A 23,573-nucleotide genomic window follows, 5' to 3' on the forward strand; every position below is an offset into this window, starting at 1 on the left:
ACGATGACCGCAGCGCCGACCGAGGCCGCCGCCCCCGCCCGCATCCCGCACTGGGTCGACGGCGCCCACCGGCCCGGCACGTCGGGACGCAGCGCCGACGTGCACGACCCGGCGACCGGCCGCGTGACCGGCCGCGTCGACCTCGCGAGCACCGAGGAGGTGGACGCGGCGGTCGCCTCCGCGCTCGCGGCGTGGCAGGAGTGGCGCCACACGAGCGTCGCGACGCGCACCCGCCTCATGTTCCGCTTCCGCGAGCTCGTGGAGGCCAACCGCGACGAGCTCGCGCGCCGGCTGTCCGCCGAGCACGGCAAGGTGCTGTCCGACGCGGGCGGCGAGGTCGCCCGGGCGCTGGAGAACATCGAGTTCGCGTGCGGGCTCGCCGAGCACCTCAAGGGCGGCTACAGCGAGCAGGCCTCCGGCGGGGTCGACGTGTACTCCATGCGGCAGCCGCTCGGCGTCGTCGCCGGCATCACGCCGTTCAACTTCCCCGCCATGGTCCCGCTGTGGATGCTGCCGAACGCCGTCGCGTGCGGGAACACCTTCGTGCTCAAGCCGAGCGAGAAGGACCCCTCGGCGCCGCTCTTCGTCGCCGAGCTGTTCGCCGAGGCCGGGTTCCCACCCGGCGTGCTGACGGTGGTCAACGGCGACAAGGAGGCCGTCGACCGGCTCCTCGTGCACCCCGACGTCGCGGCCGTCAGCTTCGTCGGCTCGACGCCGATCGCGCGGTACGTGTACGAGACGGGCACCGCGCACGGCAAGCGCGTCCAGGCCCTCGGCGGCGCGAAGAACCACATGGTCGTCCTGCCCGACGCCGACGTCGACCTCGCCGCCGACGCCGCGGTGTCCGCCGCCTACGGCTCCGCGGGCGAGCGGTGCATGGCCGTCAGCGTCGTCGTCGCCGTCGGGGACGTCGGCGACCCGCTCGTCGACGCGATCGCGGCCCGCGTCGACAAGCTCGTGATCGGGCCGGGCGACGACCCCGACTCCCAGATGGGTCCGCTCGTCACGCGCGAGCACCGCGACCGGGTGGCCGGCTACGTCGGCGCCGGGCAGGAGGCCGGCGCGCGCGTCGTGGTCGACGGGCGGCAGAGGCACTTCGACGGCGACGGGTTCTTCCTCGGCGTCACGCTGCTCGACCACGTCACACCCGACATGAGCGTGTACACCGACGAGATCTTCGGGCCGGTGCTGTGCGTGGTCCGCGCCGACACCTACGCCGAGGCCGTCGCGCTGCTCGAGGCGAACCCGTGGGGCAACGGCGCGGCCATCTTCACCCGCGACGGCGGCGCCGCCCGCCGCTTCCAGCACGAGGTGAGCGCCGGCATGGTCGGGGTCAACGTGCCGATCCCCGTGCCCGTCGGCTACTACTCCTTCGGCGGCTGGAAGGACTCGCTCTTCGGCGACACGCACATGTACGGCCCGGAGGGCATCCGGTTCTGGACGCGCGGCAAGGTCGTGACGAGCCGCTGGCCGGACCCGGCCACGTCGGCCGTCGACCTCGGCTTCCCGCGGAACTCCTGAGAGGGCGCGGCGCAGCATGGACCTCGGCCTCGTCCTGCAGAACGACCCGCCGGCCTGGCGCGTCGTCGACCTGCTCCGCCGCGCGGAGACCCTCGGCTTCAGCCACGGCTGGACGTTCGACTCCCACGTGCTGTGGCAGGAGCCCTACGTCGTCTACAGCCAGGTCCTCGCCGCCACGCACCGGATGGTCGTCGGCCCGATGGTGACGAACCCCGGCACCCGCGACTGGACGGTCATCGCGAGCCTGCACGCGACGCTGCACGACATGTACGGCGAGCGGACGGTGTGCGCCTTCGGCCGCGGCGACTCGGCCATGCGCTACATCGGCCGGTCGCCGTGCACCCTCGCGGAGGTCCGCGACGCCATGCACACCGTCAAGGACCTCGCCGAGGGACGCACCGTCACGTACAACGACCGCGAGATCGCCTTCCCGTGGCGCGCGGGCGGGTCCCTCCCGGTCTACATGGCCGGGTACGGGCCGAAGGCGTTGCGGACGTGCGGGGAGCACGCCGACGGCTTCATCCTCCAGCTGGCCGACCCGTCCGTCGTCGAGTGGACGGTCGGGGCCGTCCGCGAGGCCGCCGCGGCCGCCGGCCGCGACCCGGACTCGGTCTACGTCGTGGTGGCCGCGCCCGCGTACGTCGGCCCGGAGGAGCACCTGCCGCACATGCGCGACCAGGTCCGCTGGTTCGGCGGGATGGTCGGCAACCACGTCGCCGACCTGGTGGGGCGCTACGGCGACGCCGGCGCGGCGGTGCCGACGGCGCTCACCGACTACATCCGGGGCCGGCAGGGCTACGACTACGCCGAGCACGGTCGGGCCGGCAACACGCACACCGACTTCGTGCCGGACGAGGTCATCGACCGCTTCTGCCTGCTCGGGCCGGTCGAGCGCCACCTCGAGCGCCTCGCGGAGCTGCGCGACCTGGGCGTCGACCAGTTCGCCGTCTACCTCATGCACGACGAGCCGGAGGCGACGCTCACGGCCTACGGCGAGCGGGTCGCACCGGTCCTGCGGCGCGACCGCGGCTGAGGCGGGGCCGGACGGGGTCCCCCGTCCGGCTCAAGAACCGACACGCGGTGCCGATGAGCGACAGGTGAGCGACGAGCCGGACGTGGCCGCGCCACCGCCGCGGGAGCCCGCCGTGACGGTGGTGCCCCGTCGTGCCGCCACCCGCAGCCGCTGGTCGTGGCGCCGCGGCGGTCGGCCCGCCGACGCCACCGACGCCACCGACGCCACCGACGCCACCGACGCCACCGACGCCATCGACGACGCAGCCGGCGAGACCGCGGCCGGAGACGGCGCGGGTGACCCCGCCGCCACGCCCCCCTCGACCACCGCTCCTGCCTCCTCCGCCTCGCGTCCGGGAGCCGCCCGTGCGCCCGGCACAGCCCCGACGCCCGCCGGCGCGGTCGTGCGCCCGTCGTCGGGCAGCGGCAGCAGCACGGCCCTCGCCGGCGTCGCGAGCGCCGCCGGGCCGGCGGGGCTGCCCGTCCGGCGACCCGGAGCGGTGACCGCCGCACCGCCGGGCGCCCGGCCCGCGCACCCGAACCTGCCCGCCCAGCGGACCACGCCCACGGCCCGCCCGACCGGCGTCGCGCCGGCCGGGGGCGCCGGGGCGCGGGAGCTGTCGTCGGTGCCCTCGCTCGCGGGCGTGCCCGCGCTCGTCCGCGGCGGGGCCGTCGTCGGCGGCCCCGCGACCGCCGTGAGGACGCAGGGCCCGGGTCCCGACCGGCCGGTCCCGATCGGCCCGACCGGCTCGACCGGCTCGACCGGCTCGACCGGGCCGACGGGGCCGACGACCGGACAGCTCGTAGGGGCGCTGCCCGCCGCGCGGGTGCCGGTGTCCCGGCCGTCGACCGAGCCGGTCCCGCCCGCCACGGGTCCGCCCGCCTCCTACCGGTTCGAGACCGACCGGGGCGCACCCGCGGGGTCCGCGCTGCGCCGCACCACGCGCACGCTGCCCGTGTCGCCCGACGGCGACGTCGTCGCGTCACGCCGCGGCGCCGTCCCCGGCACGCCGCCCCCCGCGCCCTCGGGCCCGCAGGGCGTGACGTGGGCCGCGTCGCCCGCCGCCTCGCCCGCTCCGTCACCGGCCGGCGCGTCGCAGGACGTCGCGCTGCGGGCCGTCGAGGCGCTCGTCACCGAGCTCGCCGCGACGCGGCAGCTGCTCGGTCACCTGCTCGACTCCCACCGCTCGGAGACCACCCTCCTGCGCGAGGAGGTGGCGCGGCTGCGGGAGGAGGTCGCGCAGCGCCCCGTCCACCCGCGGGTCGTGTCGACCCGCGAGGTGCTGCTCGCCCGCAACGACGAGCTCGCCGACCGTGCCAGCCGGCTCGGGGTCGCCGCCTCGGACGCCTTCGCGCGGGCTGCCGACGAGGTCGGGCTGTCCGAGGAGGGCCTGATCGCCGTCCAGGCGTGGGTGCTGGCGGGCGGTCGCGGCGTCGTGGTCGACCCCGACCCGCAGCGTCGCCTCACGCTCGGCCTCGCCGTGCTGCGCCACGTCAGCAGCACCGGGCGCCCGGTCGTCGTCGTCGCGCCCCGCCGCGCGGACGTCGCCGTGTGGGCCGAGGAGCTGCGGGGCGCGATGCCCGGCACGACCGTCACGACCTCGACCGCCCTGCACAGCGACTCCGACGCCGCGGGGCCCGTGCTCGTCACCACCGCCCGGGCCTACGCCCGCGTCGTCGAGCAGGGCGGGTCGGCGCCCGCGGAGCTCCTCGTCGCCGTCGACGCCGAGCGGTTCGCGACCGCGAGCCACGTCACGGCCCTCGACCCCCGCTGCCCGTGGCGCCTCGGCCTGAGCGGCGGCTACCGCCGCAGCGACGACGGCCTCGTGCGCCTCACCGACCCCTACTTCGACGGCGGGGTCGTGCACGTCGCCGCACCCGACCCCGCACCGTCCTCCTGACGAACGGCCGGGGGCCGCTCGCGGCGCCGGGTCACCCGCCGCGGCGCGGTCGGGCCCGCAGGCGCAGGAACAGCTGGTGGGCGGTGAGGACGACCCCGAGCCACGCGAGGCCCATCACCCAGCCGACCGCCACGTCGGTGAACCAGTGCTGGCCGAGGTACACCCGCGACAGGCCCATGAGCACGACGTGCAGCGTGGCGAGCGACACCGCGACGACCGCCACCCGGCGTGAGCGGCGCGGGCCCGCGCGGATGACGAACAGGTACGCGAGGACGCCGGCGATGATCGTCGCGTTCAGGGCGTGGCCGCTGGGGAACGAGAACGACGGCTCGAGCTCCCCCACGGCCGTCACGGCGGGCGGCCGGTCGCGCGCGGCCAGTCCCTTCGTCGTCATCGACATCGTGAGCGACCCGGTGGCCGCCACGAGCATGAGGAGGAACGGGGTGCGGCTGCGCCAGAGCACGCACAGCCCGGCGACCGCGAGCGCCGTGAAGATCGTCGCGAAGACCGGGGCCCCCAGCGCGCTGTAGACGCGGACGACCCACTCCCCCACCGGCTCCCGCGCCGACGTGAAGGACTCGAGCACCGGCTCGTCGAAGCCGTCGAGGGTCTCCTCCGCCTCGGCGGTGAACAGCGCCCCCGTGATCGCCAGGCTCGGCGCGACCACGACGCCGAGCGCGAGCAGCAGCCACCAGCGCCCCGTCGCCGTGGTCCAGTCCGAGGCCGGTGGCGTGGACTGCGTCGTCCCGCCCGGCATGTCGATGTCGCGGCTCACGGGCTGAGCCTGCCGCCGCGTGTCGGGTCCCGCGCGTCGGACGCGCCGGGGCACGTATCCGCGCCGCCGGGACCGCCTCCTGCTCCTCGGACGACCGGCCACCACCCCGGCGACCGGCGCCAGCGACCGCGAGGAGGCGCGTCGAGATGGCAGAGACACCCAAGGGACGGTCCGGGAGCGGACGGAGCCGGTCCGGCGGCTCCGGCACGGGCCGCGGCGGCAGCAGCGGCGACGGCTCCGGCGACGGCTCCGGCGAGGAGTTCCTCGAGGGGGGCGACCCGGCCCGCCGCGACGGCGAGGTCGGTACCGCCTACCTCGACGGCGTCACATTCCGCAGCAGGCCCGTGCAGTACGTGGTCGTCGACGGCCTCGCAATGCTCGAGGGCGACATCACCCTCGGGCCGGTCGAGGAGGTCGAGGCGATCACGCAGATCCGTCGCGACGAGCTGGCGAGCCCCGACACGGGCGCCATGGTCGAGGCGGTCCTCCGCAGCGGCGCGGAGTTCCGGTGGCCGCAGTGCCGGGTGCCGTACGAGATCGACGGCGGGCTGCCGGACCAGGCGCGCGTCACCGACGCGATCGCGCACTGGGAGGCCCGCACCCGCTTCCGGTTCGTGCGGCGCACCGCGGCCAACGCCGCGCAGTTCCCGGACTTCGTCGCGTTCGTGCCCGGCACGGGCTGCTCGTCCTTCGTCGGGCGCCGCGGCGGCCGGCAGGAGGTCCGGCTCGCCGCCGGCTGCACGCTCGGCAACACGATCCACGAGATCGGCCACGTCGTGGGGCTCTGGCACGAGCAGAGCCGCGAGGACCGCGACGCCTTCGTGCGGGTGGAGTGGGCGAACATCGAGCCCACCGCGCTGCACAACTTCGACCAGCACATCACCGACGGCGACGACAGCGGCGCGTACGACTACGGGTCGATCATGCACTACCCGCGGAACGCCTTCAGCCGCAACGGCGCCGACACGATCGTGCCGCTGCAGGCGGGGGTCACGATCGGGCAGCGCACCGGGCTGAGCGCCGGCGACATCGCGGCGGCCAACTCCATGTGCCCCGTCGTGAAGCCGCCCGTCAAGGAGCTGCCGAAGGAGCTCGTCAAGGAGCGACCCAAGGACCTGATCAAGGAGCGGCCGAAGGAGGTCGTGAAGGAAGTGGTCAAGGAGCGGCCCAAGGAGCTCGTCAAGGAGGTCGTGAAGGAGCTGCCGAAGGACCGTCCGAAGGACCTCCCGAAGGACCTCGTGAACGACCCGGTCAAGCGGTTCGGCTTCGACCCGCCGTTCCGCGTGCCCGGCCCGGTCGTGCAGCCGGTCCCGCCGTTCCGGTCCGGTCTGCAGCCCGGCGTCCAGCCCTTCGTCCTCGCGACGGGGCAGGACGCCGGTGAGGCGGAGCCGGCCCAGCCGGACGTGGCAGCCGCCGAGGCGCTCGCGCAGCTGCAGGCGCTCGTCGCCCACTACGCGCGGCTCGACGCGCTCGGGGTCCTCGGCCCGGACGACCGGGCCGCGTGGCAGCAGGCCGCCACGGCGGCCCAGCAGCTGCTCGACGAGCAGGGCTGAGGAGGACGACGGTGATCCTCGTCGTCAGCTTCCCGGACAACCCGCACGTCGAGGCGGTCGTGCGGCACCTGCGGGTGCCGTACGCCGTCGTCGACGTGGCGGACTTCCCCGTCGCGAGCGCGCTGTCGGTCGCGACCGACGTCACGGGCACGAGCATGGCGTGGCGGCTGCGCGACGGGCGGGTCCTCGACCTCGCCGACGTGGGCGCGGTCTGGTACCGCCGGTTGCGACCGCTCGGGCTCGCCGACGGCCTCGACGACACCGGTCGTCTCTTCGCGTGGTCGGAGAGCACCGAGGCGCTGCTCGGCATGTGGCACAGCCTCGACGCGTGGTGGATGAACTCCCCCCTCGCCGAGGAGGCGGCGCAGCGCAAGGTGCTCCAGCTCCGCGTCGCCGTCGAGGTGGGCCTGGAGGTGCCCGACACCCTCGTGACCAACGACCCGGCCGTCGCGCGGGCCTTCGTCGAGCGCGTCGGACCGGGCCGGGTCGTCCGCAAGGCGTTCCGCAACATCCCCGAGGCACCGCGGGAGACCGCCGTCGTGGGCCCGGAGCACCTCGACCGGCTCGACCTCGTCCGCCACGCCCCCGTCATCTTCCAGGAGTACGTGCCGGCGGTCGTCGACCTGCGGGTGACGGTCGTGGACGGCGAGGTGCTCGCCGCGCAGATCACGAGCGACGCCGACCACCAGGTCGACTACCGGCTCGGCCTCGGCACGGCCGACGTCGCGCCGCACGTCCTGCCGGACACCGTCGCCGACGGGCTGCGGGCGCTCATGGCGCGCCTCGGCGTGACGTACGGGGCGATCGACCTGCGGCTCACCCCGGACGGGCGGTACGTGTTCCTCGAGATCAACCCGGCCGGGGAGTTCCTGTTCGCCAGCGAGCGCGCGGGGCTGCCGGTGCCGGAGGCGATCGCGGCGGCGCTCACCCGCGCCGACGCACGCCGGGGCTCACAGCCGGGTGAGGGGCACCTCGACCCGGCGGCCGGCGGTCACGTCGTCGGCGTGCACGGGCACGGCGACGGTCGTGAGGGCGTCCCCCGCGGCGACCTCGCCGTCGCCGGACACGTCGAGGTGGGCGCGCAGCGTGTGGTCGGTCCGCTCCTGCAGCCGCTGCGGGTCGACGGCCAGCCGCACGGTCACCTCGCCGGGCTCCTCGGCGTCGTCGAGGCGGGCGACGACGTCGGCGGCGTCGACGTCGACGGCCGCGACCGTCGTGGCGGCGACGTCCTGCCGGCCGGTGTCGGCGAGGACCACCCGAAGCCGTGGACCCGCGTCCCCGCGATGCCGTGGGGCGCCTCCTGGTCCTGCTGCGGCTGAGGCTGCGGTCGGGGCGACGGCCGGGGCGGGTGCGGGCTCGGCGACGAGCTCCACGACGACGCGCGGGAGGGCCATGCGCGCATGGTCCTCCCCGCGCGACGCCCGCGCCAGGGTGTGACCGGGCGGGCGTCGTAACCGAGACGTCACACGGCGGTCCTTGTCACGGGGGGTGCGCACGGCCAAGGTGGCGCGATGGACCAGGCGCTCGGCGCACGCACGCTGCGGGGCTCCGTCTCGGGCACCGGGCGGGCGGTGCTGTCCGGTGTCCTCGTGCTCGTCGCCCTCGCCCTGCTGTGGGAGGGGTACAAGTGGGCGGGCCAGGCGTCGGGGGGCACGTGGCCCGGCACGACGCTGGAGCTGCCCGTCCGTCCCGACGACCGCGCCATGCCCCACACCTGGGACGTGCTCGCGACGCTGTTCGAGCCGGCGCGGCGCGGTGGCGAGGAGGTCCTGCTCGTCATCCTCGGCCGCGCGGCGTTCTACACGTGGCGCATCGCCCTGGTCGGCTTCCTCGCCGGGTCGCTGTTCGGTGTGGCGCTGGCCGTGCTCGTCGTGCGCTCGCGCGTGGCCGAGCGCGGCCTCATGCCGTACGTGGTCGCGTCGCAGACCGTCCCGGTGCTCGCGATCGCACCGCTGCTCATCTCGTTCAGCCGCCGGGAGCAGCTCCCCATCTGGCTGCCGGTGGCGTTCCTGTCGGCGTACCTCGCCTTCTACCCCGTCACCATCGCCGCCGTGCGCGGCCTGCGCTCCCCCGCCGCCACCGCGACGGAGCTCATGCGCTCCTACGCGGCGCCGCCGCGCACCGTCCTGCTGCACCTGCAGCTGCCCGCGGCCCTGCCGTTCCTGTTCCCCGCGCTGCGGATCGCGGCGACGGCGTCGGTGATCGGCGCGATCGTCGGCGAGCTCCCGGCCGGGCAGTCCGACGGCCTCGCGCGGCAGATCCTGTCCTTCGCGTCGAGCTTCTCCGCCGCCCCGGAGAAGCTCTTCGCCTCGGTGCTCGTCTCCGCGCTGCTCGGGGTGCTGTTCGTCGGTCTCGTCGCCCTCGTCGAGCGGCTCGTGGTGCCCGCACCGCTGCGGCACACCGACCCCGCCGAGCGGACCGGGACGCCGCCGGCCGGCGCCACCGCCGCACCGGCGGGAGCCGCCGCATGAGCACGCCCGCGCTCCACCTCGCCGACGTCGGGATGGTCTTCCCCGCCCCGGGCGGTCCGGTGACCGCGCTGGAGCACATCGACCTCGACGTGCAGGCCGGCGAGTTCGTGTCCCTCATCGGCCCGTCCGGCTGCGGCAAGTCGACGCTGCTCCGCCTGCTCGCCGACCTCATCCGCCCGACGAGCGGAACGGTGCTCGTCGACGGGTCCGACCCGCACCGGGCCCGCCTGGACCGCACGTACGGCATGGTCTTCCAGGCGGCGACGCTGCTGGAGTGGCGCCGGGTGCGCGCCAACGTCGAGCTGCCCCTGGAGATCATGGGGGTGGCGCGCACGGAGCGCCGCGCCCGCGCCACCGAGATGCTCGCCCTCGTCGGGCTCGCCGACTTCGCCGACGCCTACCCCTGGCAGCTGTCCGGCGGCATGCAGCAGCGGGTCGCGATCGCCCGCGCGCTCGCGTTCCGACCGGCCGTGCTGCTCATGGACGAGCCGTTCGGCGCGCTCGACGAGATGACCCGCGAGCGGATGCAGGCCGAGCTGCTGCGCATCTGGCGCGAGACCGGCACGACCGTCGTCTTCGTCACCCACTCGATCGGCGAGGCCGTGTTCCTGTCGACGCGGGTCGTCGTCATGTCGCCACGGCCCGGCCGCGTCGCCGACGTCGTCGACGTCGACCTGCCCCGCGAGCGCGACGACGACACCCGCGAGGACCAGCGCTTCTTCGACCTCACCACCCGCGTGCGCGACGCCCTGCGCAAGGTCGACGCCGAGCACGGGACGCCGGGCCCGTGACGGCACGCGCCCGCCTCGTCGGGGCGCTCCCCGCCCTCGCCCTCTTCGTCGGGGCCCTCGTCGCCGTCGAGGTCGCGCTGCGCGCGACGGGGGCGGAGTCGTTCATCCTGCCGAGGCCGACCGACGTCGCCCGCGCCGTCGTGGCGGAGTGGCCGTCGCTGGTCTCGGCGGGCCTCGCCACGCTGGCGGGGGCGGTCTCGGGCCTGCTCGTCGGCGGCGTCCTCGCGGTGGTGGCCGCGGCCGCGTGCGCGCGCTGGACCGCGCTGCGCCGGGGCGCGCTGCCGCTCGCCGTGGCGGTCAACTCGATGCCCATCATCGTGCTCGCCCCGGTCGCCAACGCCTGGTTCGGCCTGCTCAGCCCGTTCGGCACCGTCCTCGTCGTCGGCGTCCTCGTGTTCTTCCCCGTCATGGTCAACGTCCTGCGGGGGCTGCTGTCGACGACCCCGTCGCAGCGGGAGCTCATGGCCTCCTACGCCAGCGACCGCCGGTCCACGCTGCAGCGCCTGCAGGTGCCGACCGCGCTGCCGTTCCTGTTCTCCGCGCTCAAGGTCGCGGCGCCGCTCAGCCTCATCGGAGCCATCGTCAAGGAGTACTTCGGCGGGCCGCAGGACCGGCTCGGGCAGTACATCACGACGAAGGCGGCGCTCTTCCAGTTCGCGGAGGCGTGGGCCGCGATCGTGCTCGCCTCGGTCTTCGGCATCGGCCTGTACCTGCTCGTCGCCCTCCTGGAGCGCCGTCTCATGCCGTGGCACGTGTCGGTCCGCGCGGCGCGCACCGCCTGAGCCCGCCCGTCCCGCTCGCCGTCCGTCCGTCCGTCCATCCGTCCGTCCCGTCCGTCCCGCCCGTCCCTCAGGAGGTCCCAGTGACAGCACGGTCCCGCTCCCTCGCCCCCGCCGTCGCGCTCCTCGCCGCGGCTGCCCTCGGGGTCGCCGCCTGCGGCGGCTCCGACGACACCACGTCCGCCGACGACGCCGCGTCCGGCGGTGCGACCGAGGCGGGTGGCGGCGGCGACGGCGAGCTGACGCCGGTCAGCCTGCAGCTGCAGTGGTTCGCGCAGGCGCAGTTCGCCGGCTACTACGCCGCTCTCGAGGAGGGCTTCTACGAGGAGGAGGGGCTCGACGTCGAGATCATCGAGGGGGCCGTCGACATCGTGCCCCAGCAGGTGGTCGCCACCGGCGGCGCCGACTTCGGCATCGCGTGGGTGCCCAAGGCGCTCGTGTCCAACACCGAGGGCGCGGGTCTGGTGAACGTCGGCCAGGTGTTCCAGCGCTCGGGGACGCTCATGGTGTCGTGGGCCGACTCCGGCATCACGTCCCCCGCCGACTGGGCGGGCCGGACGGTCGGCAACTGGGGCTTCGGCAACGAGTACGAGCTCACCGCCGCCATCGAGCAGGAGGGCGTGGAGGACGTCGAGCTGGTCGCCCAGAACTTCGACATGGAGGGCCTGCTGAGCCGCGACCTCGACGCGGCCGAGGCGATGATCTACAACGAGTACGCCCAGCTGCTGGAGGCCGTCGACCCCGAGACCGGCGAGCTGTACCAGCCGGAGGACTTCACCGTCATCGACTTCAACGACGTGGGCACCGCCATGCTGCAGGACTCCCTGTGGGTCACGGAGGACTACGCCGCGGAGAACGGGGAGACCATCGAGGCGTTCCTGCGCGGCACCTTCCGCGGCTGGATCTTCTGCCGTGACAACCCCGACGCGTGCGTCGAGCACGTGCTGGCGGCCGGGCCGACGCTCGGCACGAGCCACCAGGCGTGGCAGATGAACGAGGTGAACGCGCTCGTCTGGCCTTCCCCGGAGGGCATCGGCGTCATGGACCAGGCGCAGTGGCAGCAGACGGTCGAGGTCGCGACGAGCCAGATCCCCGAGCTGGAGGGCGCCGAGGTCGACGACTCCGCCTACGACTCCTCCTTCGCCGAGAACGCGGTCGCCGCGCTCGAGGAGGAGGGCCTCGACGTCACGGGCGAAGGCTTCGAGAAGAGCGAGGTGGAGCTGGAGGAGGGCGGCGTCTAGGGCGTCCGCTCACCCGGCCGACGCGCGACGGCCCCTGTCCTGCCGGGCGGGGGTCGTCGTGCGTAGTGCCTCGTGCTCGTCCCGAGACGCGGGCGGCGCCCCCGGGCGGCGCGCAGGACCGCGTACGCCGTCAGCGCAGCGAGGCACCAGAGGAGGAGCAGGCCCGGGACCGCGTCAGCGGCGAGGCCACCGCGGACCGCCTGTCCGATCACTATCCCGAGCGTCGGCGCCAGCGCGAGCAGCAGCGAGGCGACCAGGGGTCGCGTCGAGAACAGGTTGTGGCGCCTCTCCGACGGCATCGGCCCGCTCAGCCGGCCGCCGCCGTGCGGCGTGTCGCGGTCGACGGTCACCGGTTCCCCCCGTCGTGGCTCGTTCCGTACCCGACCCTCACAGGGTCGGCCGGCACGCGCAACGTCGTCCCCGCTCGTCCCGGCCCGGACGCACACAGGCCCCCCGCCCTTCCGGGCGGGGGGCCTGCTGCCGTAGCGGTCGTGCTCGGCCCGGTGCGTCAGTCGATCGACACGATGGTGGGCGCGAGCGCCCCCTCGTAGCCGACCCACCCGAGGTACGGCGTGCCGTCCTCGAGGCCCGACCACGTCAGGTCGAAGGAGGTGGGCTCCCCGGCCGTCACGTCGAGCGGGTTCGGCACGGCGGTGAGGTCGCCCAGGGTGGTCTGCGGCGTCACGGCGTACGTCGTGAAGTCGAAGGCCTCCGCGTCGGACCCGGGCGCGTTCGCGTAGTTGTTGACCACCGAGTAGTACGTGCCCGGCACCGGGTCGAGCAGGTCGACCCGCTCGTCGGCCGCACCGGTCGCCGACTGCCCGGCCAGCGCGACGATCGCGTTGCCCGCGGCGTTGAGGCGGTAGACCGTGAGGTCGAGGTCCGCGTCGTCGTCGGCCGCATCGAGGTCGAAGCGGGCGAACGACGTGCCCTCCGGGACGGTCGTGAAGACGTACCGGTTGGCGCCCTGCGGGAAGGTCCCCGACAGGACCGTGCCCTCGGCGAGGCCGGCGGTCTCCAGCGGCAGGCTGCCGGTGAAGCCCGGCGTGATGCCCACCTCGACGGAGCCGTCGGCCACGTCGGCGGTCACCTCGGCCGGCGCCGCGACCGACACCGGGCGCAGGGCGACCGGCATGCGGACCGTCGTCGGGCCCTCGAGCGTGATGAAGCCCGTCGCGAAGGACGCGAGCTCGGCGTCGGTGCGCGTGAAGGTGAAGTCGACGCTCGTCGAGCGACGCCCGGAGGCGTCACCGCGGACGGTGTCGACCGAGGTCGTCACGTCGAAGCCGGGCACGTCGACCGAGACGTCCCACGTGCCGGCCTGGAGGGCGCGGAACGTGCGGGTCACGGTCTGCGGGCCGGCCTGCTGGCCGATCGCGACGGAGGGGTAGTTGAGGTCGCTCGCGGCGATCGGCTCGTACTCCTCGCCGGGCGCGCCCAGCTGCAGGCCCTGGCCGGCGTAGAAGCGGGCCCAGTCCTCCTCGTCCGCCTCGAGCACGAGGCCCGGGGTGAACATCTGGTCCGGGTCGACGAAGCCGGCACCCTGGACGAACGGGTCGGTCTCGGTGCTGCCGTCCGCCTCGACGATGTCGTCGGCGGTCGTCATCATCGCCGACTTCACCGCGCTCGGGTGCCACAGCGGGTTCTCGCCGAGGATGAGCGCGCCGAGACCGGCGATGTGCGGCCCGGACATCGAGGTGCCGGAGATCGCGTTGAAGTCGTTGCCGTTGTTCGGGCCGGGGGCCACGGCGGCGACGACGGCGACGCCGGGGGCGACGATGTCGGGCTTGATGATGTCGCTGCGCGAGGCGAGCGACGGCCCGCGCGAGGAGAACCCGGCGATCTGCGGGATCGGGGTGGGCTCGCCGCCGGTGGTGTCACCGGGCTCGAAGGCGACGGTGGGGGCGTCGGCGGACCCGACGTACTCCTTGATCTCCGCGCCCTTGACCTCGTCCACGTGGACCGTCGGGATGGTGTGGTAGTCGGGGTCGAGGCTGCCCTCGGTGACGTTCGCGAGGACCGTGCCGACGCCGCCGGCCTGGGCGACCGCGAGCGACTTGTCGACGCGGGCGATGACGCCGCGGTCGCAGACCACGACGTTGCCCTCGACGAGGGCGGGGTCGAGCGTGCCGGGGGTGCACAGGCTCGCCTGCACCGGGTCGGCTCCGGCGAGGGCGACCTCGCTCGACAGCACGGCCGGCGTGGGGGCCAGCGGGGCGGTGATGACGCTCGCGCCGAGGTACTTCGCGCCGTTGCCGAGCACGACCGTGCCCTCGTCGCGCTTGAACGTGGTCGCGCCGACGGTGGTCACCCACGGGCTGTTGTGCGCCGTGGTCGACTCGTTGGGGCCGGAGTTGCCGGCCGAGGCGGCGACGAAGACACCGGCGTTCGCGGCGTTGTAGAAGGCGAGCTCGACCGCGTCGACGACCGTCGTCGTCGTGCCGGAGATCGAGTAGTTGATGACGTCGACTCCGTCGACGACCGCCTGCTCGATCGCGCTGATGGAGTCGGCGGTGTAGCAGCCGCCGGTGTCGGGGTCGTCGTCCTCCCAGCAGACCTTGTAGACGGCGAGCTTGGCGCCCGGCGCCATGCCGGACCCCTCGCCGAGCTCGTTGCCGTCGACGGACATCGCGACGCCGTCGTTGCCCGCGGCCGTCGAGGCGGTGTGGCTGCCGTGGCCGTCGCCGTCGCGGGTGGAGACGAACTCGTGCTCGCCGCGGTTCTCCTCGTCGACGCTCGCGAGGAAGGAGTCGGCGAAGTAGCGGGCGGTGATGAGCTTGTCGTTGCACAGGTCGGCGCTGTCCCAGCCCTCGCCGAGCTCGCACTCGCCGCGGAAGACCGTGCGGTCGCCCTTGAGCATGTAGATCTCGCCGTCGCGGGTCCGGAACGGCTTCCCGACCAGCGGGTTGCGGCCGACGACACGGCCCTTGCCGTCCGTGCGCAGGCCGCTGCCCGTACGGAGCCGGTCACCGGCGAACGACGGGTTCTCCGGCCAGACACCCGAGTCGAGCACGCCGACGACGACGCCCTCACCCGCGGCGTCGGTGCCGCCGAGCTCGTCCCACACGCCGCCCTCGCCCGTCAGGCCGAGGAACTCCGGGGACTGCACGGTGTCGAGGGAGCGGACCTCGTTGGGCAGGACCGCGGTGACGCCGGGGAGGCCCGCGAGCTTCGTCGCCTGCGCGCCCTCCAGCTCGGCCGCGAAGCCGTTGAAGGCGACCTGGTAGGTGTAGGTGGGTTTGGCGTCGACCTCGTCGAGCAGCTCGGCCTGCTGGTCGGCGAGCCGGCCGGCGTAGCGGCGGACGTCGCGTCCGGTGACGTCGACGGCCTCGCCCTCGCGCGGCTTCGTTGCGGCGAAGCCGGGGATGCTGCCGTCGTAGGAGGCGACGGCGGGGTCGTCGAGGAGGACGACGTAGCTGCCGTCGTCGTACGGGAGGGGCGCGGCGGACGCGGGGGTGCTCGCGACCACGGCGGCGCCGGCGACGGCGGTGGCCGTCGCGACGAGGCAGGCGACGGCGCGCCTGCCCGTGGGAGTTCCTGTCACGGTGGGTGTCTCCTCGTGGAGGGAGGCGCGCAGCAGAGCGCGCGGGACCTCCGCACCTTTTGTCACCGATCGTTCGGCGTCAAGAAGTCAGGCTCAGCAGTTACACGCTCGTTATGTCGACGTGACTGTCGGTGAGCGGGTGACGGTTGAACGACCGAACCAGGACAAAGCGCCCAGCAGCGGCGACGGTTCGGTGAACAACGCCTGGACAAGGTGAGTACCTACCGGTCGGTAGTCACGATACGTCACCGACGGTGTGCGTCGGTTGTCCCGCGCTGGCGGTCACGTCTTGTGTTCGAACACGTGTTCGAGTAGTGTGTCTGCATGGCGGCGTTGGTGGTGGAGGTCCCTCGCTGGGATCCGCTGCCGGTGCGCCTGGCGTCGGCGGGGGCCGCGTTGGACGGGCTGGTGGAGCAGATCGAGCACGTGCAGGCGGCTGGTGCGGGTGTGCCGCAGGTCGCGGCTCGGCTGCGTGAGGTGGACCGGTTGATCACGCGGTGGCAGGCGGTGCGGCTGGCGCTGGTGCGGGCCGCGGACACCGCCGACGTCGCGTCGGGTTCGGGTGCGTCGGGGACGTCGGCGTGGCTGGCGGGCCGCTCGAAGACCAGCGGCGCCGCCGCGGCCGCCGACGTGGCGCTGGCCGGGGACCTCGCGACGTCCCTGCCGGTGACCCGGCAGGCGATGAGCGCCGGGGACGTGCCGCGGGAGTCCGCGGCGGTGATCGCGCGGACGATGCGGGACCTGCCCGCGGGGTTGTCCGCGGAACGCCGGGCGGCGGTGGAACAACGGCTGGTCGCCCGGGCGCGGGAGGTGTCCCCGGCCGAGCTGCGGCGCCTGGCGGCGCGGGCGGTCGAGGCGGCGCGGCTGTCGGCGCGGGAGGTCGCCGCGCACGAGGACCGTGTGCAGCGCTCGGAGGAGGAACGCGCGCGGGCTCGGACACGGCTGTCGTGGCGGGACAACACCGACGGCACCACCGACCTGTGGGCCACCCTGCCCAGCGCCTCCGCCGCGGTGCTGGTGAAGGCGGTGCAGCAGATGACCGCACCCCGCCGCGCGGGACGAGCCGAGTCGGACGGGCACAGCACCTCGACCGGACAGCAGGCCCCGACCGGGCAGCCGGCCCCGACCGGGCAGCCGGCTTCGACTGTGAAGCAGCCGGCCCGACCGGCGAGCGCGCAGGAGCGACCGACGGCGCAGGAGCGGGCGAACGAGCGGGGTCTGGCGTTCGCGGACCTGCTGGAGCACCTGCCGACCGACCGGCTGCACGGCAAGGTCGCCGCCACCGTCGTGGTCACGATGAGCCTCGCCCAGCTGCACGAGGCGACCGGGAACCTCGGCACCGCCCGCCTGGACACCGGACACGCGGTCTCGGCCGGGCAGGCCCGGCGCCTGGCGTGCGGGGCGGGCGTCGTACCCGCCGTCCTGGGTGGTGCCTCGCTGCCGCTGGACCTCGGCCGGGCCGGCCGGTTCTTCACCGAGGCCCACCGCACCGCCCTGGCCACCGTGTACGACACGTGCGCCGCCCGAGACTGCGACCGGCCCTACGCGTGGACCGAGCTGCACCACGAGGACCCCTGGGCCACCCTCGGCCCCACCGACCTGGCGAAGGCCGTGCCCCTGTGCGGGCACCACCACCGACGCGTCCACGACCCCACCTACCAGCACGCCGTCACCACCGACCGCACCGGACGGAAACAGGTCACCTACACCCGGCGGACATAGGCGGGATGACGCGACGTGCGACGAGGTTTGGTCCCGCCGGCGGCGGGTAGTGCTCCGGTACGCGGTGGGGACCGCGGGTCAGGGTCACAGGAGCGCAGGGGTTGTTGTGAAGGTCCCGGTCCCCACCGCAGTCACGTCCGGAGGGACCGCCCTCCGTCCGCTGGCGGGTGTCCGAGCGGTGCCCCACTCTTCAGCCGTGAGGCTCCCGTGGTGATCCCGAGACCGGACCGTCTGCTCGCCGACGTGGTCGGTTCCGCGGCCGACCTGGTGCAGACCGCGGTCGGGCTGGTCGGCCGGGCCGACACGCTGCTGACGCGCATCGACGCGCTCGTCGCGCGCGCCGAGGCCGTCCTGGCCCGCGCGGAGTCGGCGGCCGCGGCGGCGGAGTCCGCGGTCGAACGCGTCGGCGCGGTGACCGCCCACGCGCAGGAGCAGGTGGACCTCGTCCGCCGGGTCACCGGCAAGGCCGACCGGGTCGCGTCCGCCGCGAGCGGGGCGGTGCAGCGCGGCACGGCGCTCGTGGACCAGGTGGAGCCGATCGCCGCGGAGGCGCTGCCGGTCGCCCGCCGGCTCGTCGGCTCCATCGACACCGACGAGGTCGACGCGGCGGTCGCCGTCGTCGACCGCCTGCCCACCGTCCTGGCGGGACTGGACGGCGACCTGCTGCCGGTCATGCGGCGGCTCGAGCAGGTCGGCCCCGACGTCCACGCGCTGCTGGAGACCGTCGACGACCTGCGCCGTCTCGTCGAGGGCCTGCCCGGCATGGGGCTCCTGCGCCGCCGCGACGACGACTGAGCGGGGCCGTCAGGCCGCGCCGCGCGAGCGGTCGCGGCGCCGGGCCGCCGGTCCCTTCGCCACCTGGCGCGCCGTGCGCTGCAGCCGCACCTGCGCCTTGAGCGGCGGCAGGGTGAGCAGCTCCAGCACCGCGCGCTCGAGCGCGTCCTGCGCGTCCTCGGTCCGCTCCCCCGGCGCGACGTCGGCGCTGCCCTCGGCCCCCAGCGCCGTGACGACCGGGGCGATGCTGATGCCGTCCTCCCACAGGTCGACGACCCGCGGGTCCACGTACGACGCGCGCGCGACGCTCGGGGTGTTGCCGAGGTGCTCCGAGACCTCCCGCATGACCGCGGTGACCGTCCGCGCCCGCCGGGTCCGCGACAGGTCCTCGGCGGGGCCCGCGTCGGCGAGCGCGCGGGCCGCGAGCACGGTCGCGTGCCACGTGCGGAAGTCCTTCGCCGTGGTGTCCGGCCCGACGACCTCCTGCACGTAGTCGTTGACGTCGCCGCTCGTCACGTCGCGCCAGCGCGTGCGGCCGCCCTCGACGGTCCGCCACGCCAGCAGCTCCTCGCTGCGGTCGCGCCGGCGCTTGAGGGTGCGGACCACCTCGGCGCACGACTCGTCCTGCAGCACCAGACGGCGGCGCTGGCCGTGCTTGGCCGTGTAGTCGAACGTGATGCCTTCGTCGGTCACCTTCACGTGCTGCCGCCGCAGCGTCGCGAGCCCGAACGAGCCGTTGTCCGCGGCGTAGCTCTCGCCGCCGACCCGGAAGAGCCCGAGGTCCAGCAGCCGGAACGCGGCCGCGAGCACGTGCTCGCGCGACATGTCGCCACGCCCCAGGTGGTCCACGACGGTGCGTCGCGCCTGGGGCAGCCGTGTGGCGATGTCGAGCACCCGCTGGTGCTTCTCCTCGTCGCGGGCCGCCCGCCACTGCGGGTGGTACAGGTACTGACGGCGACCCGCCGCGTCGGTGCCGACGGCCTGCAGGTGGCCGTTGGGCCACGGGCAGATCCACACGTCCTTCCACGCCGGCGGGATGACGAGCCCGGCGCAGCGCCCGATGACGTCCGGGTCGGTGATGCGGGCCCCGTCGCTGTCGAGGTACACCCAGCCCCGACCGGCCCGGCGCCGGGTGAGACCCGCGCCGGACGGGGTGGAGCGTCGCAGTCGTGGCACGGGGTGGCAGTACCCCGGGTCCCCGTTTCGCACGCCTGCGCCCCGGGTACTCGATCGCCGACGCACCCGCACCGCTCGACGGCACCGTCGGGCGGCGCCGCCCGAGGCTCGACCCGCACCCAGGGCGGGTGCCCGCGGGACGAGCGGACGACAACCAACGCTACGGAGGTCACCATGCGCGCACGACTGCTCCGCTGGGCCGTCCTGGCCGTCGCGGTCCCCGTGGCCGCCGCCGGGGCCAAGAAGCTCGCCGACGTCGTCGAGGAGCGGCGCGGTCCCAGCTCGCGGATCGCCCGTGGGATCCGCAAGGCGGCGGAGACGGTCCGTCCGACCAGGCGCTGACCGCGCCGAGCAGGGGCTGCCGGCTCCGGCGGACCCGCCGGGCCCGCGCCCCGGACAGACGGGAGGGCCGCCCGACTACCTCGTCGGGCGGCCCTCCGTCGTCCTCGGCCGTTCCGGCCGCTACCGGCCCGGTGGACCGGTCACGGGTCCGTCAGCCGTTGCCCGGCACGAGCGCCTGACGCTGCGGGGTGGCCGCCGCGTCCTTCTCGGCCGCGCCGCGACGCTGCTCGATGCGCTGCTGGAGCTCCTCGCCGCGCTGCGCCGAGACCTCCTCGGCCAGCTCCTGCGACTGCAGGGACATGGTCGAGCGCTGGGCGATCGAGGCCTCCGCGTCGTCCGCGGCGAACTCGAGGGCGATCTCGCCACGGACGCGGTTGCCCGAGCCCGTCGGCAGCGGGTCGTTGCCCGAGCCGGTGAGGTCACCCGCGACGATGTTGTTCGAGATGTCGAACCCGTCCGTCGCGGAGTTGTTGACGAAGGAGACGTTGCCGCCCCAGTAGCTCGCGCCCTCGCACGCCGAGAGCTCGCTGCTCCCGCCGATCTGCAGGACCGAGCCGTTGCCGCGGTACTCGGCGTCGCCGTAGATCTCGCTCTCGCAGACGATGCCGCCGAGCTCGTTGTTGCGCACGGTCAGCGCACCGTCGATGACGGTGTCGAACAGGTCGGTGTAGACACCGTTGACGGAGAAGAGCGAGCCGAGCTCGGCCGACTCCACGAACACCTCACCGGCGCGGCTGTCGAGCGAGGCCGCGTCGGTGTCGAACACGTACAGGAACGGGTCGTACTCGGTCGTGCCGCGCGCCCGCTGCAGCAGCGCACCGGACACCTCCGACCCCTCGAGGTAGAGGCCGAACTGGTCGCGGCCGAGCACCTGCCCGCCGATGGTGCTGTCGATCGCGTCGACGAACGCGTCGTCGACGGCGCGCAGGTCACCGCCGATCGTCGCGCCCTCGAGCACGAGGTCGGCCCCGGCCGCGACGCGGACGCTGCCGGACACCGTCGTCCCGACGAGGACGCACGACCGGTCGGCCGGGACGACGAGGTCGCCCGGGACCGTCACGGCCCCGGCCTCGCCGGTGCAGCGGGTGGTGAGCGCCGCCGACGCCGGCTGAGCGACGACGACGAACGTGGTGGCGGCAGCGATCGCCGCCGAGGACGCCAGGACGGCGTACTTGGAGATGTGCACTTCGGGACCCCTTCGAAGTGGTGGGTTATGGAGTTGGAACGGGACGCACCTTTCCTGTCACGGGCTGTGAGGTCAAGCAAACTCAGCGGATACTTTTGCCGACGTTCCGGTTACTCACCGGTACCCGCGCCCCGGCCGGCACCGGGACGGTCACCGGCCGCCGCGACCGGGAAGAGGCAGCCGGTCCCCGTCGTTGCCGCCCGCCGTGAGAGCAGCCTTCTACGACCGCTACGGCGACCCGACGTCCTCCAGGTGGGCGAGCTGCCCGACCCGGTGACGGGCCCGGACGACGTCGTCGTCCGCGTCGCCGCCGCCGGCGTCAACCCCGTCGACTGGAAGGTCCGCCAGGGCCACCTCGACGGCGCCTTCCCCTCGCACTTCCCCGTGGTCCCGGGCTGGGACGTCGCCGGCACCGTCGAGGCCGTCGGGCCCGCGGTGGCCGGCTACTCCGTCGGGGACCGCGTGGTCGGCTACGTGCGGAAGGACTCCATCCAGCACGGCACGACCGCGGAGCTGGTGCGCGCCGCCACCCGGCACCTCGCGCCCCTGCCCGACGGCGCCGCGTGGGAGGCCGCGGGCGGGCTGCCGCTCGCCGGGCTGACGGCGCTGCAGTCGCTGGAGGCCGCCGGGGTGCGCGAGGGCGACACGGTCCTCGTCCACGCCGCCGCCGGCGGCGTCGGGCTGCTCGCGAGCCAGCTGGCGCGGCTGCGCGGCGCCCGCGTCGTCGGCACCGCCAGCGAGGGCAACCACGACGCGCTGCGCGGCTACGGCATCGAGCCGGTCGTGTACGGCGACGGCCTCGTCGAGCGGGTCCGTGACGTCGTCGGCGGTCCGGTGAGCGCCGCGGTGGACCTCGTCGGCCCCGACGCCGTCGCCGCGTCGTTCGAGCTCGTCGAGGACCGCTCCCGCGTCGTGTCGGTGACCGACGCCGCCGGCGTGCTCGGCGGCGGCGGTCGCTACGTGTTCGTGCGGCCCGACAGCGACCAGCTCGCCCACCTGGCGGGCCTGGTGGCCGACGGCTCGCTCGTCGTCGAGGTCGCGGCCGCCTACCCGCTGGAGCAGGTCGCCGACGCCCACGCGCACAGCGAGCGCGGGCACGGCCGCGGCAAGGTCGTCGTCACGCTCTGAGCGACCCGCCGGGTCCCCCTGCGACCTCGGCGCGCAGCGCCGCGCCGAGGTCTCGCATCCCCGTCATGACGGCGTCGAGGCCCGACCCGCCGAGGTCGCCCTCCGCGATCGCGGCGTAGGACAGCCGGCCGCCCGGCCCGCTGACGTGGCCGACGTCGGCCCGCACGTCGGTGTCGGTGCCGGTCTTGCCCCACCACCTGGACCCGCCGTGGGCCAGCGGGTCCAGGTGCAGGGCCGAGGCGACCATCGAGGTGTCGACGGCTGTCGTCAGCCAGCCGCGGACGCGCGCGGCGACACCGGGCCACGGCAGGTCGTCGATCGCCACCCGGTGCACGAGCGCCGACCAGCCCGCCGCGCTGCCCTCGCTCAGGCGCGGCGGGTCACCCGGACCGCGCCGGTCGCGCACGCGGTCGAGCAGGGCGACGTCGGCGAGCCCCGCCGCGGCGGCCGTCGCGGCGACCGGCGCCGTCCCGCCGACCGCGTCCAGCAGGACGTTGGTCGCGAGGTTGTCGCTGAGGGCGGCGACGAGCACCGCGAGGTCGGCGACGGGCAGGGCCTCCGCCCGCAGGTGCTGCCACAGCCCGGAGTCGGCGACGTCGAGGTCCGTCCGCCGGGCGAGCCGCCCGTCCGCCGCCAGCCGGCCCTCCCCCATCGCCCGGGCGACCTCCAGCAGCAGCAGGAGCTTGCCCACGCTCGCGCTCGAGCGGAGCGCGTCCGGCTCGTGGGCCGCGAGCACGGCGCCCGTGCCGTCGCGCACGACCACCGACCACCGCACCCCGTCGACCGGGCCGGCGAGGGCCCGGCCGACCGCCCGCGTCAGCACGCGCGCGATCGTGCCAGGCCCTCGCCCCGGGCGTGCGGTGCGGCTCAGGCGCGCCGGTCCAGCCGCGCCGTCAGCAGCAGCAGCCCGACCACGAGCAGGTAGCCGCCCGCCAGCACGGCGCCGCCGTTCTGCGAGCCGAGGATCGAGGCCGGCATGACGACGACGAGCAGCGCGGCCACGGCCCGCGGGACGCGGCGCGTCCGCCACAGCGAGACCGCCAGCGCGACCGAGCCGACGAGCCACAGCGCGTTCGCGACGACGGCGACCGGCGGGAAGATCGCGAGGTCCGCGCCGTTCACGGCGCTGCTGACGGTGCCGACCGTCAGCAGGACGGTGCCGCAGGACGCGGCGACGCCGCCCCAGCGCGACCGGGCCCGGGCGGCCAGGCGCAGGTGCACGGGCACGAGCGCCCACAGCACGAGCGAGAAGCCGACGAGGATGACGCGCGTCCGCGGGTCGATCGCCGGGTCCAGGTCCTGCGGGAAGAGCACCTGCGTGACGCCGATGGCGGCGGACAGGACGCCGGCGAGCACGGCGGCGGCGCCGCCGACCCGGTCGCGACGGCGCGTCGCGGACTCGGTGTCGACGCGCAGCGGCCGCGGGGCGCGGGCGGTCCCGGGCTGCTCGGCGGTCGTGGCGGGGGTGAGGGTGGTGCGGGTCATGTCGGTGGCCTCTCGGGCTCGGGGCACCCTGGCGGTGCCGTCGACCGGGACGCTAGGAACGCGCGGGTCGGGCGGGCATCGGGCGCGGGTCGACTCCTTCCGCCTCGACCACCGGGCGGGCGGTGTCGACCTGGGTCGACCCCGGTGTCGACCCGAGGACGACGCGGACCCGG

The 23,573-nt window shown here is 75.0% G+C and carries 18 protein-coding genes and 1 pseudogene; 13 read left to right on the forward strand and 6 right to left on the reverse strand.

Annotated features, from left to right (window positions below; genetic code table 11):
* Positions 1 to 3 precede the first annotated feature (3 nt).
* From WAA21_RS01325 to WAA21_RS01335, 3 genes are all read left to right on the forward strand, one after another.
* Positions 4 to 1,521: a CoA-acylating methylmalonate-semialdehyde dehydrogenase gene (locus WAA21_RS01325; protein WP_336920931.1), complete on the forward strand. Its 1,518-nt coding sequence runs from the start codon at positions 4 to 6 to the stop codon at positions 1,519 to 1,521.
* A 16-nt stretch (positions 1,522 to 1,537) separates the two neighbouring features.
* Entirely contained in the window at positions 1,538 to 2,554 is a 1,017-nt protein-coding gene (locus tag WAA21_RS01330) for a TIGR03842 family LLM class F420-dependent oxidoreductase (RefSeq protein ID WP_336920932.1), read from the forward strand.
* A 64-nt stretch (positions 2,555 to 2,618) separates the two neighbouring features.
* On the forward strand, positions 2,619 to 4,433 hold the full coding sequence (locus WAA21_RS01335) for a hypothetical protein (RefSeq protein WP_336920933.1): 1,815 nt from the start codon (positions 2,619 to 2,621) through the stop codon (positions 4,431 to 4,433).
* A gap of 31 nt (positions 4,434 to 4,464) precedes the next feature.
* Here the strand turns inward: WAA21_RS01335 and WAA21_RS01340 are convergent, their stop codons facing one another.
* Positions 4,465 to 5,208 carry a phosphatase PAP2 family protein gene (locus tag WAA21_RS01340; protein WP_336920934.1) on the reverse strand — a complete coding sequence of 248 codons (744 nt, stop codon included), beginning with the start codon at positions 5,206 to 5,208 and terminating at the stop codon, positions 4,465 to 4,467.
* A gap of 146 nt (positions 5,209 to 5,354) precedes the next feature.
* Between WAA21_RS01340 and legP the strand changes: the two genes are divergently transcribed.
* From legP to WAA21_RS01370, 6 genes are all read left to right on the forward strand, one after another.
* Positions 5,355 to 6,761: a Dot/Icm T4SS effector Zinc-dependent metalloprotease LegP gene (legP, locus tag WAA21_RS01345; RefSeq protein ID WP_336920935.1), complete on the forward strand. Its 1,407-nt coding sequence runs from the start codon at positions 5,355 to 5,357 to the stop codon at positions 6,759 to 6,761.
* A gap of 11 nt (positions 6,762 to 6,772) precedes the next feature.
* Entirely contained in the window at positions 6,773 to 8,080 is a 1,308-nt protein-coding gene (locus WAA21_RS01350; RefSeq protein ID WP_336920936.1) for an MvdC/MvdD family ATP grasp protein, read from the forward strand.
* A gap of 192 nt (positions 8,081 to 8,272) precedes the next feature.
* A complete protein-coding gene (locus WAA21_RS01355) occupies positions 8,273 to 9,232 on the forward strand; it encodes an ABC transporter permease (RefSeq protein ID WP_336920937.1) in 960 nt (319 codons plus the stop codon).
* On the forward strand, positions 9,229 to 10,023 hold the full coding sequence (locus WAA21_RS01360) for an ABC transporter ATP-binding protein (RefSeq protein WP_336920938.1): 795 nt from the start codon (positions 9,229 to 9,231) through the stop codon (positions 10,021 to 10,023). Before WAA21_RS01355 ends, WAA21_RS01360 begins: the two co-directional genes overlap by 4 nt.
* A complete protein-coding gene (locus tag WAA21_RS01365; protein ID WP_336920939.1) occupies positions 10,020 to 10,805 on the forward strand; it encodes an ABC transporter permease in 786 nt (261 codons plus the stop codon). The genes WAA21_RS01360 and WAA21_RS01365 overlap by 4 nt, the downstream gene beginning before the upstream one ends.
* An 80-nt stretch (positions 10,806 to 10,885) precedes the next feature.
* Positions 10,886 to 12,043: an ABC transporter substrate-binding protein gene (locus tag WAA21_RS01370; protein WP_336920940.1), complete on the forward strand. Its 1,158-nt coding sequence runs from the start codon at positions 10,886 to 10,888 to the stop codon at positions 12,041 to 12,043.
* A gap of 508 nt (positions 12,044 to 12,551) precedes the next feature.
* Here the strand turns inward: WAA21_RS01370 and WAA21_RS01375 are convergent.
* A complete protein-coding gene (locus WAA21_RS01375; RefSeq protein WP_336920941.1) occupies positions 12,552 to 15,587 on the reverse strand; it encodes a S8 family serine peptidase in 3,036 nt (1,011 codons plus the stop codon).
* Positions 15,588 to 15,911: 324 nt separating this feature from the next.
* Between WAA21_RS01375 and WAA21_RS01380 the strand changes: the two genes are divergently transcribed.
* On the forward strand, positions 15,912 to 17,309 hold the full coding sequence (locus tag WAA21_RS01380) for an HNH endonuclease signature motif containing protein (protein WP_336920942.1): 1,398 nt from the start codon (positions 15,912 to 15,914) through the stop codon (positions 17,307 to 17,309).
* Between the two features lie 210 nt (positions 17,310 to 17,519).
* Positions 17,520 to 18,104 (forward strand): hypothetical protein, encoded by a 585-nt coding sequence (locus WAA21_RS01385; protein ID WP_336920943.1) that lies wholly within the window; start codon positions 17,520 to 17,522, stop codon positions 18,102 to 18,104.
* 9 nt (positions 18,105 to 18,113) lie between these two features.
* Here WAA21_RS01385 and WAA21_RS01390 read toward each other — a convergent pair whose 3' ends face one another.
* Positions 18,114 to 19,259, reverse strand: a complete 1,146-nt coding sequence (locus WAA21_RS01390; protein ID WP_336920944.1) for a DNA topoisomerase IB — start codon at positions 19,257 to 19,259, stop codon at positions 18,114 to 18,116.
* A 174-nt stretch (positions 19,260 to 19,433) separates the two neighbouring features.
* On the opposite strand from WAA21_RS01390, the gene WAA21_RS01395 reads away from it, so the two are divergent.
* On the forward strand, positions 19,434 to 19,601 hold the full coding sequence (locus tag WAA21_RS01395) for a hypothetical protein (RefSeq protein ID WP_336920945.1): 168 nt from the start codon (positions 19,434 to 19,436) through the stop codon (positions 19,599 to 19,601).
* Between the two features lie 151 nt (positions 19,602 to 19,752).
* Here the strand turns inward: WAA21_RS01395 and WAA21_RS01400 are convergent, their stop codons facing one another.
* The gene (locus tag WAA21_RS01400) at positions 19,753 to 20,787 is read right to left on the reverse strand and encodes a hypothetical protein (protein ID WP_336920946.1); all 1,035 of its coding nucleotides are present in this window, start codon (positions 20,785 to 20,787) and stop codon (positions 19,753 to 19,755) included.
* Between the two features lie 205 nt (positions 20,788 to 20,992).
* On the opposite strand from WAA21_RS01400, the pseudogene WAA21_RS01405 reads away from it, so the two are divergent.
* Positions 20,993 to 21,915: pseudogene (locus WAA21_RS01405) on the forward strand (NADP-dependent oxidoreductase).
* Here WAA21_RS01405 and WAA21_RS01410 read toward each other — a convergent pair.
* Together WAA21_RS01410 and WAA21_RS01415 are read right to left on the reverse strand one after the other, a co-directional pair.
* A complete protein-coding gene (locus WAA21_RS01410) occupies positions 21,905 to 22,738 on the reverse strand; it encodes a serine hydrolase (protein ID WP_336920948.1) in 834 nt (277 codons plus the stop codon). The pseudogene WAA21_RS01405 and the gene WAA21_RS01410 sit on opposite strands and share 11 nt — an antisense overlap.
* A 44-nt stretch (positions 22,739 to 22,782) precedes the next feature.
* Positions 22,783 to 23,400 (reverse strand): hypothetical protein, encoded by a 618-nt coding sequence (locus tag WAA21_RS01415; RefSeq protein ID WP_336920949.1) that lies wholly within the window; start codon positions 23,398 to 23,400, stop codon positions 22,783 to 22,785.
* Positions 23,401 to 23,573: the final 173 nt, after the last annotated feature.

It is taken from the genome of Aquipuribacter sp. SD81 (genome assembly GCF_037153975.1).
Classification (GTDB): domain Bacteria; phylum Actinomycetota; class Actinomycetes; order Actinomycetales; family JBBAYJ01; genus Aquipuribacter.

Bases quoted from the DNA above. Each gene is read 5' to 3' on its own strand.
- WAA21_RS01380 (WP_336920942.1), top strand. From the start codon at position 15,912: ATGGCGGCGTTGGTGGTGGAGGTCCCTCGCTGGGATCCGCTGCCGGTG.
- WAA21_RS01395 (WP_336920945.1), top strand. From the start codon at position 19,434: ATGCGCGCACGACTGCTCCGCTGGGCCGTCCTGGCCGTCGCGGTCCCC.
- legP (WP_336920935.1), top strand. From the start codon at position 5,355: ATGGCAGAGACACCCAAGGGACGGTCCGGGAGCGGACGGAGCCGGTCC.
- WAA21_RS01415 (WP_336920949.1), bottom strand. From the start codon at position 23,400: ATGACCCGCACCACCCTCACCCCCGCCACGACCGCCGAGCAGCCCGGG.
- WAA21_RS01330 (WP_336920932.1), top strand. From the start codon at position 1,538: ATGGACCTCGGCCTCGTCCTGCAGAACGACCCGCCGGCCTGGCGCGTC.
- WAA21_RS01355 (WP_336920937.1), top strand. From the start codon at position 8,273: ATGGACCAGGCGCTCGGCGCACGCACGCTGCGGGGCTCCGTCTCGGGC.
- WAA21_RS01325 (WP_336920931.1), top strand. From the start codon at position 4: ATGACCGCAGCGCCGACCGAGGCCGCCGCCCCCGCCCGCATCCCGCAC.
- WAA21_RS01360 (WP_336920938.1), top strand. From the start codon at position 9,229: ATGAGCACGCCCGCGCTCCACCTCGCCGACGTCGGGATGGTCTTCCCC.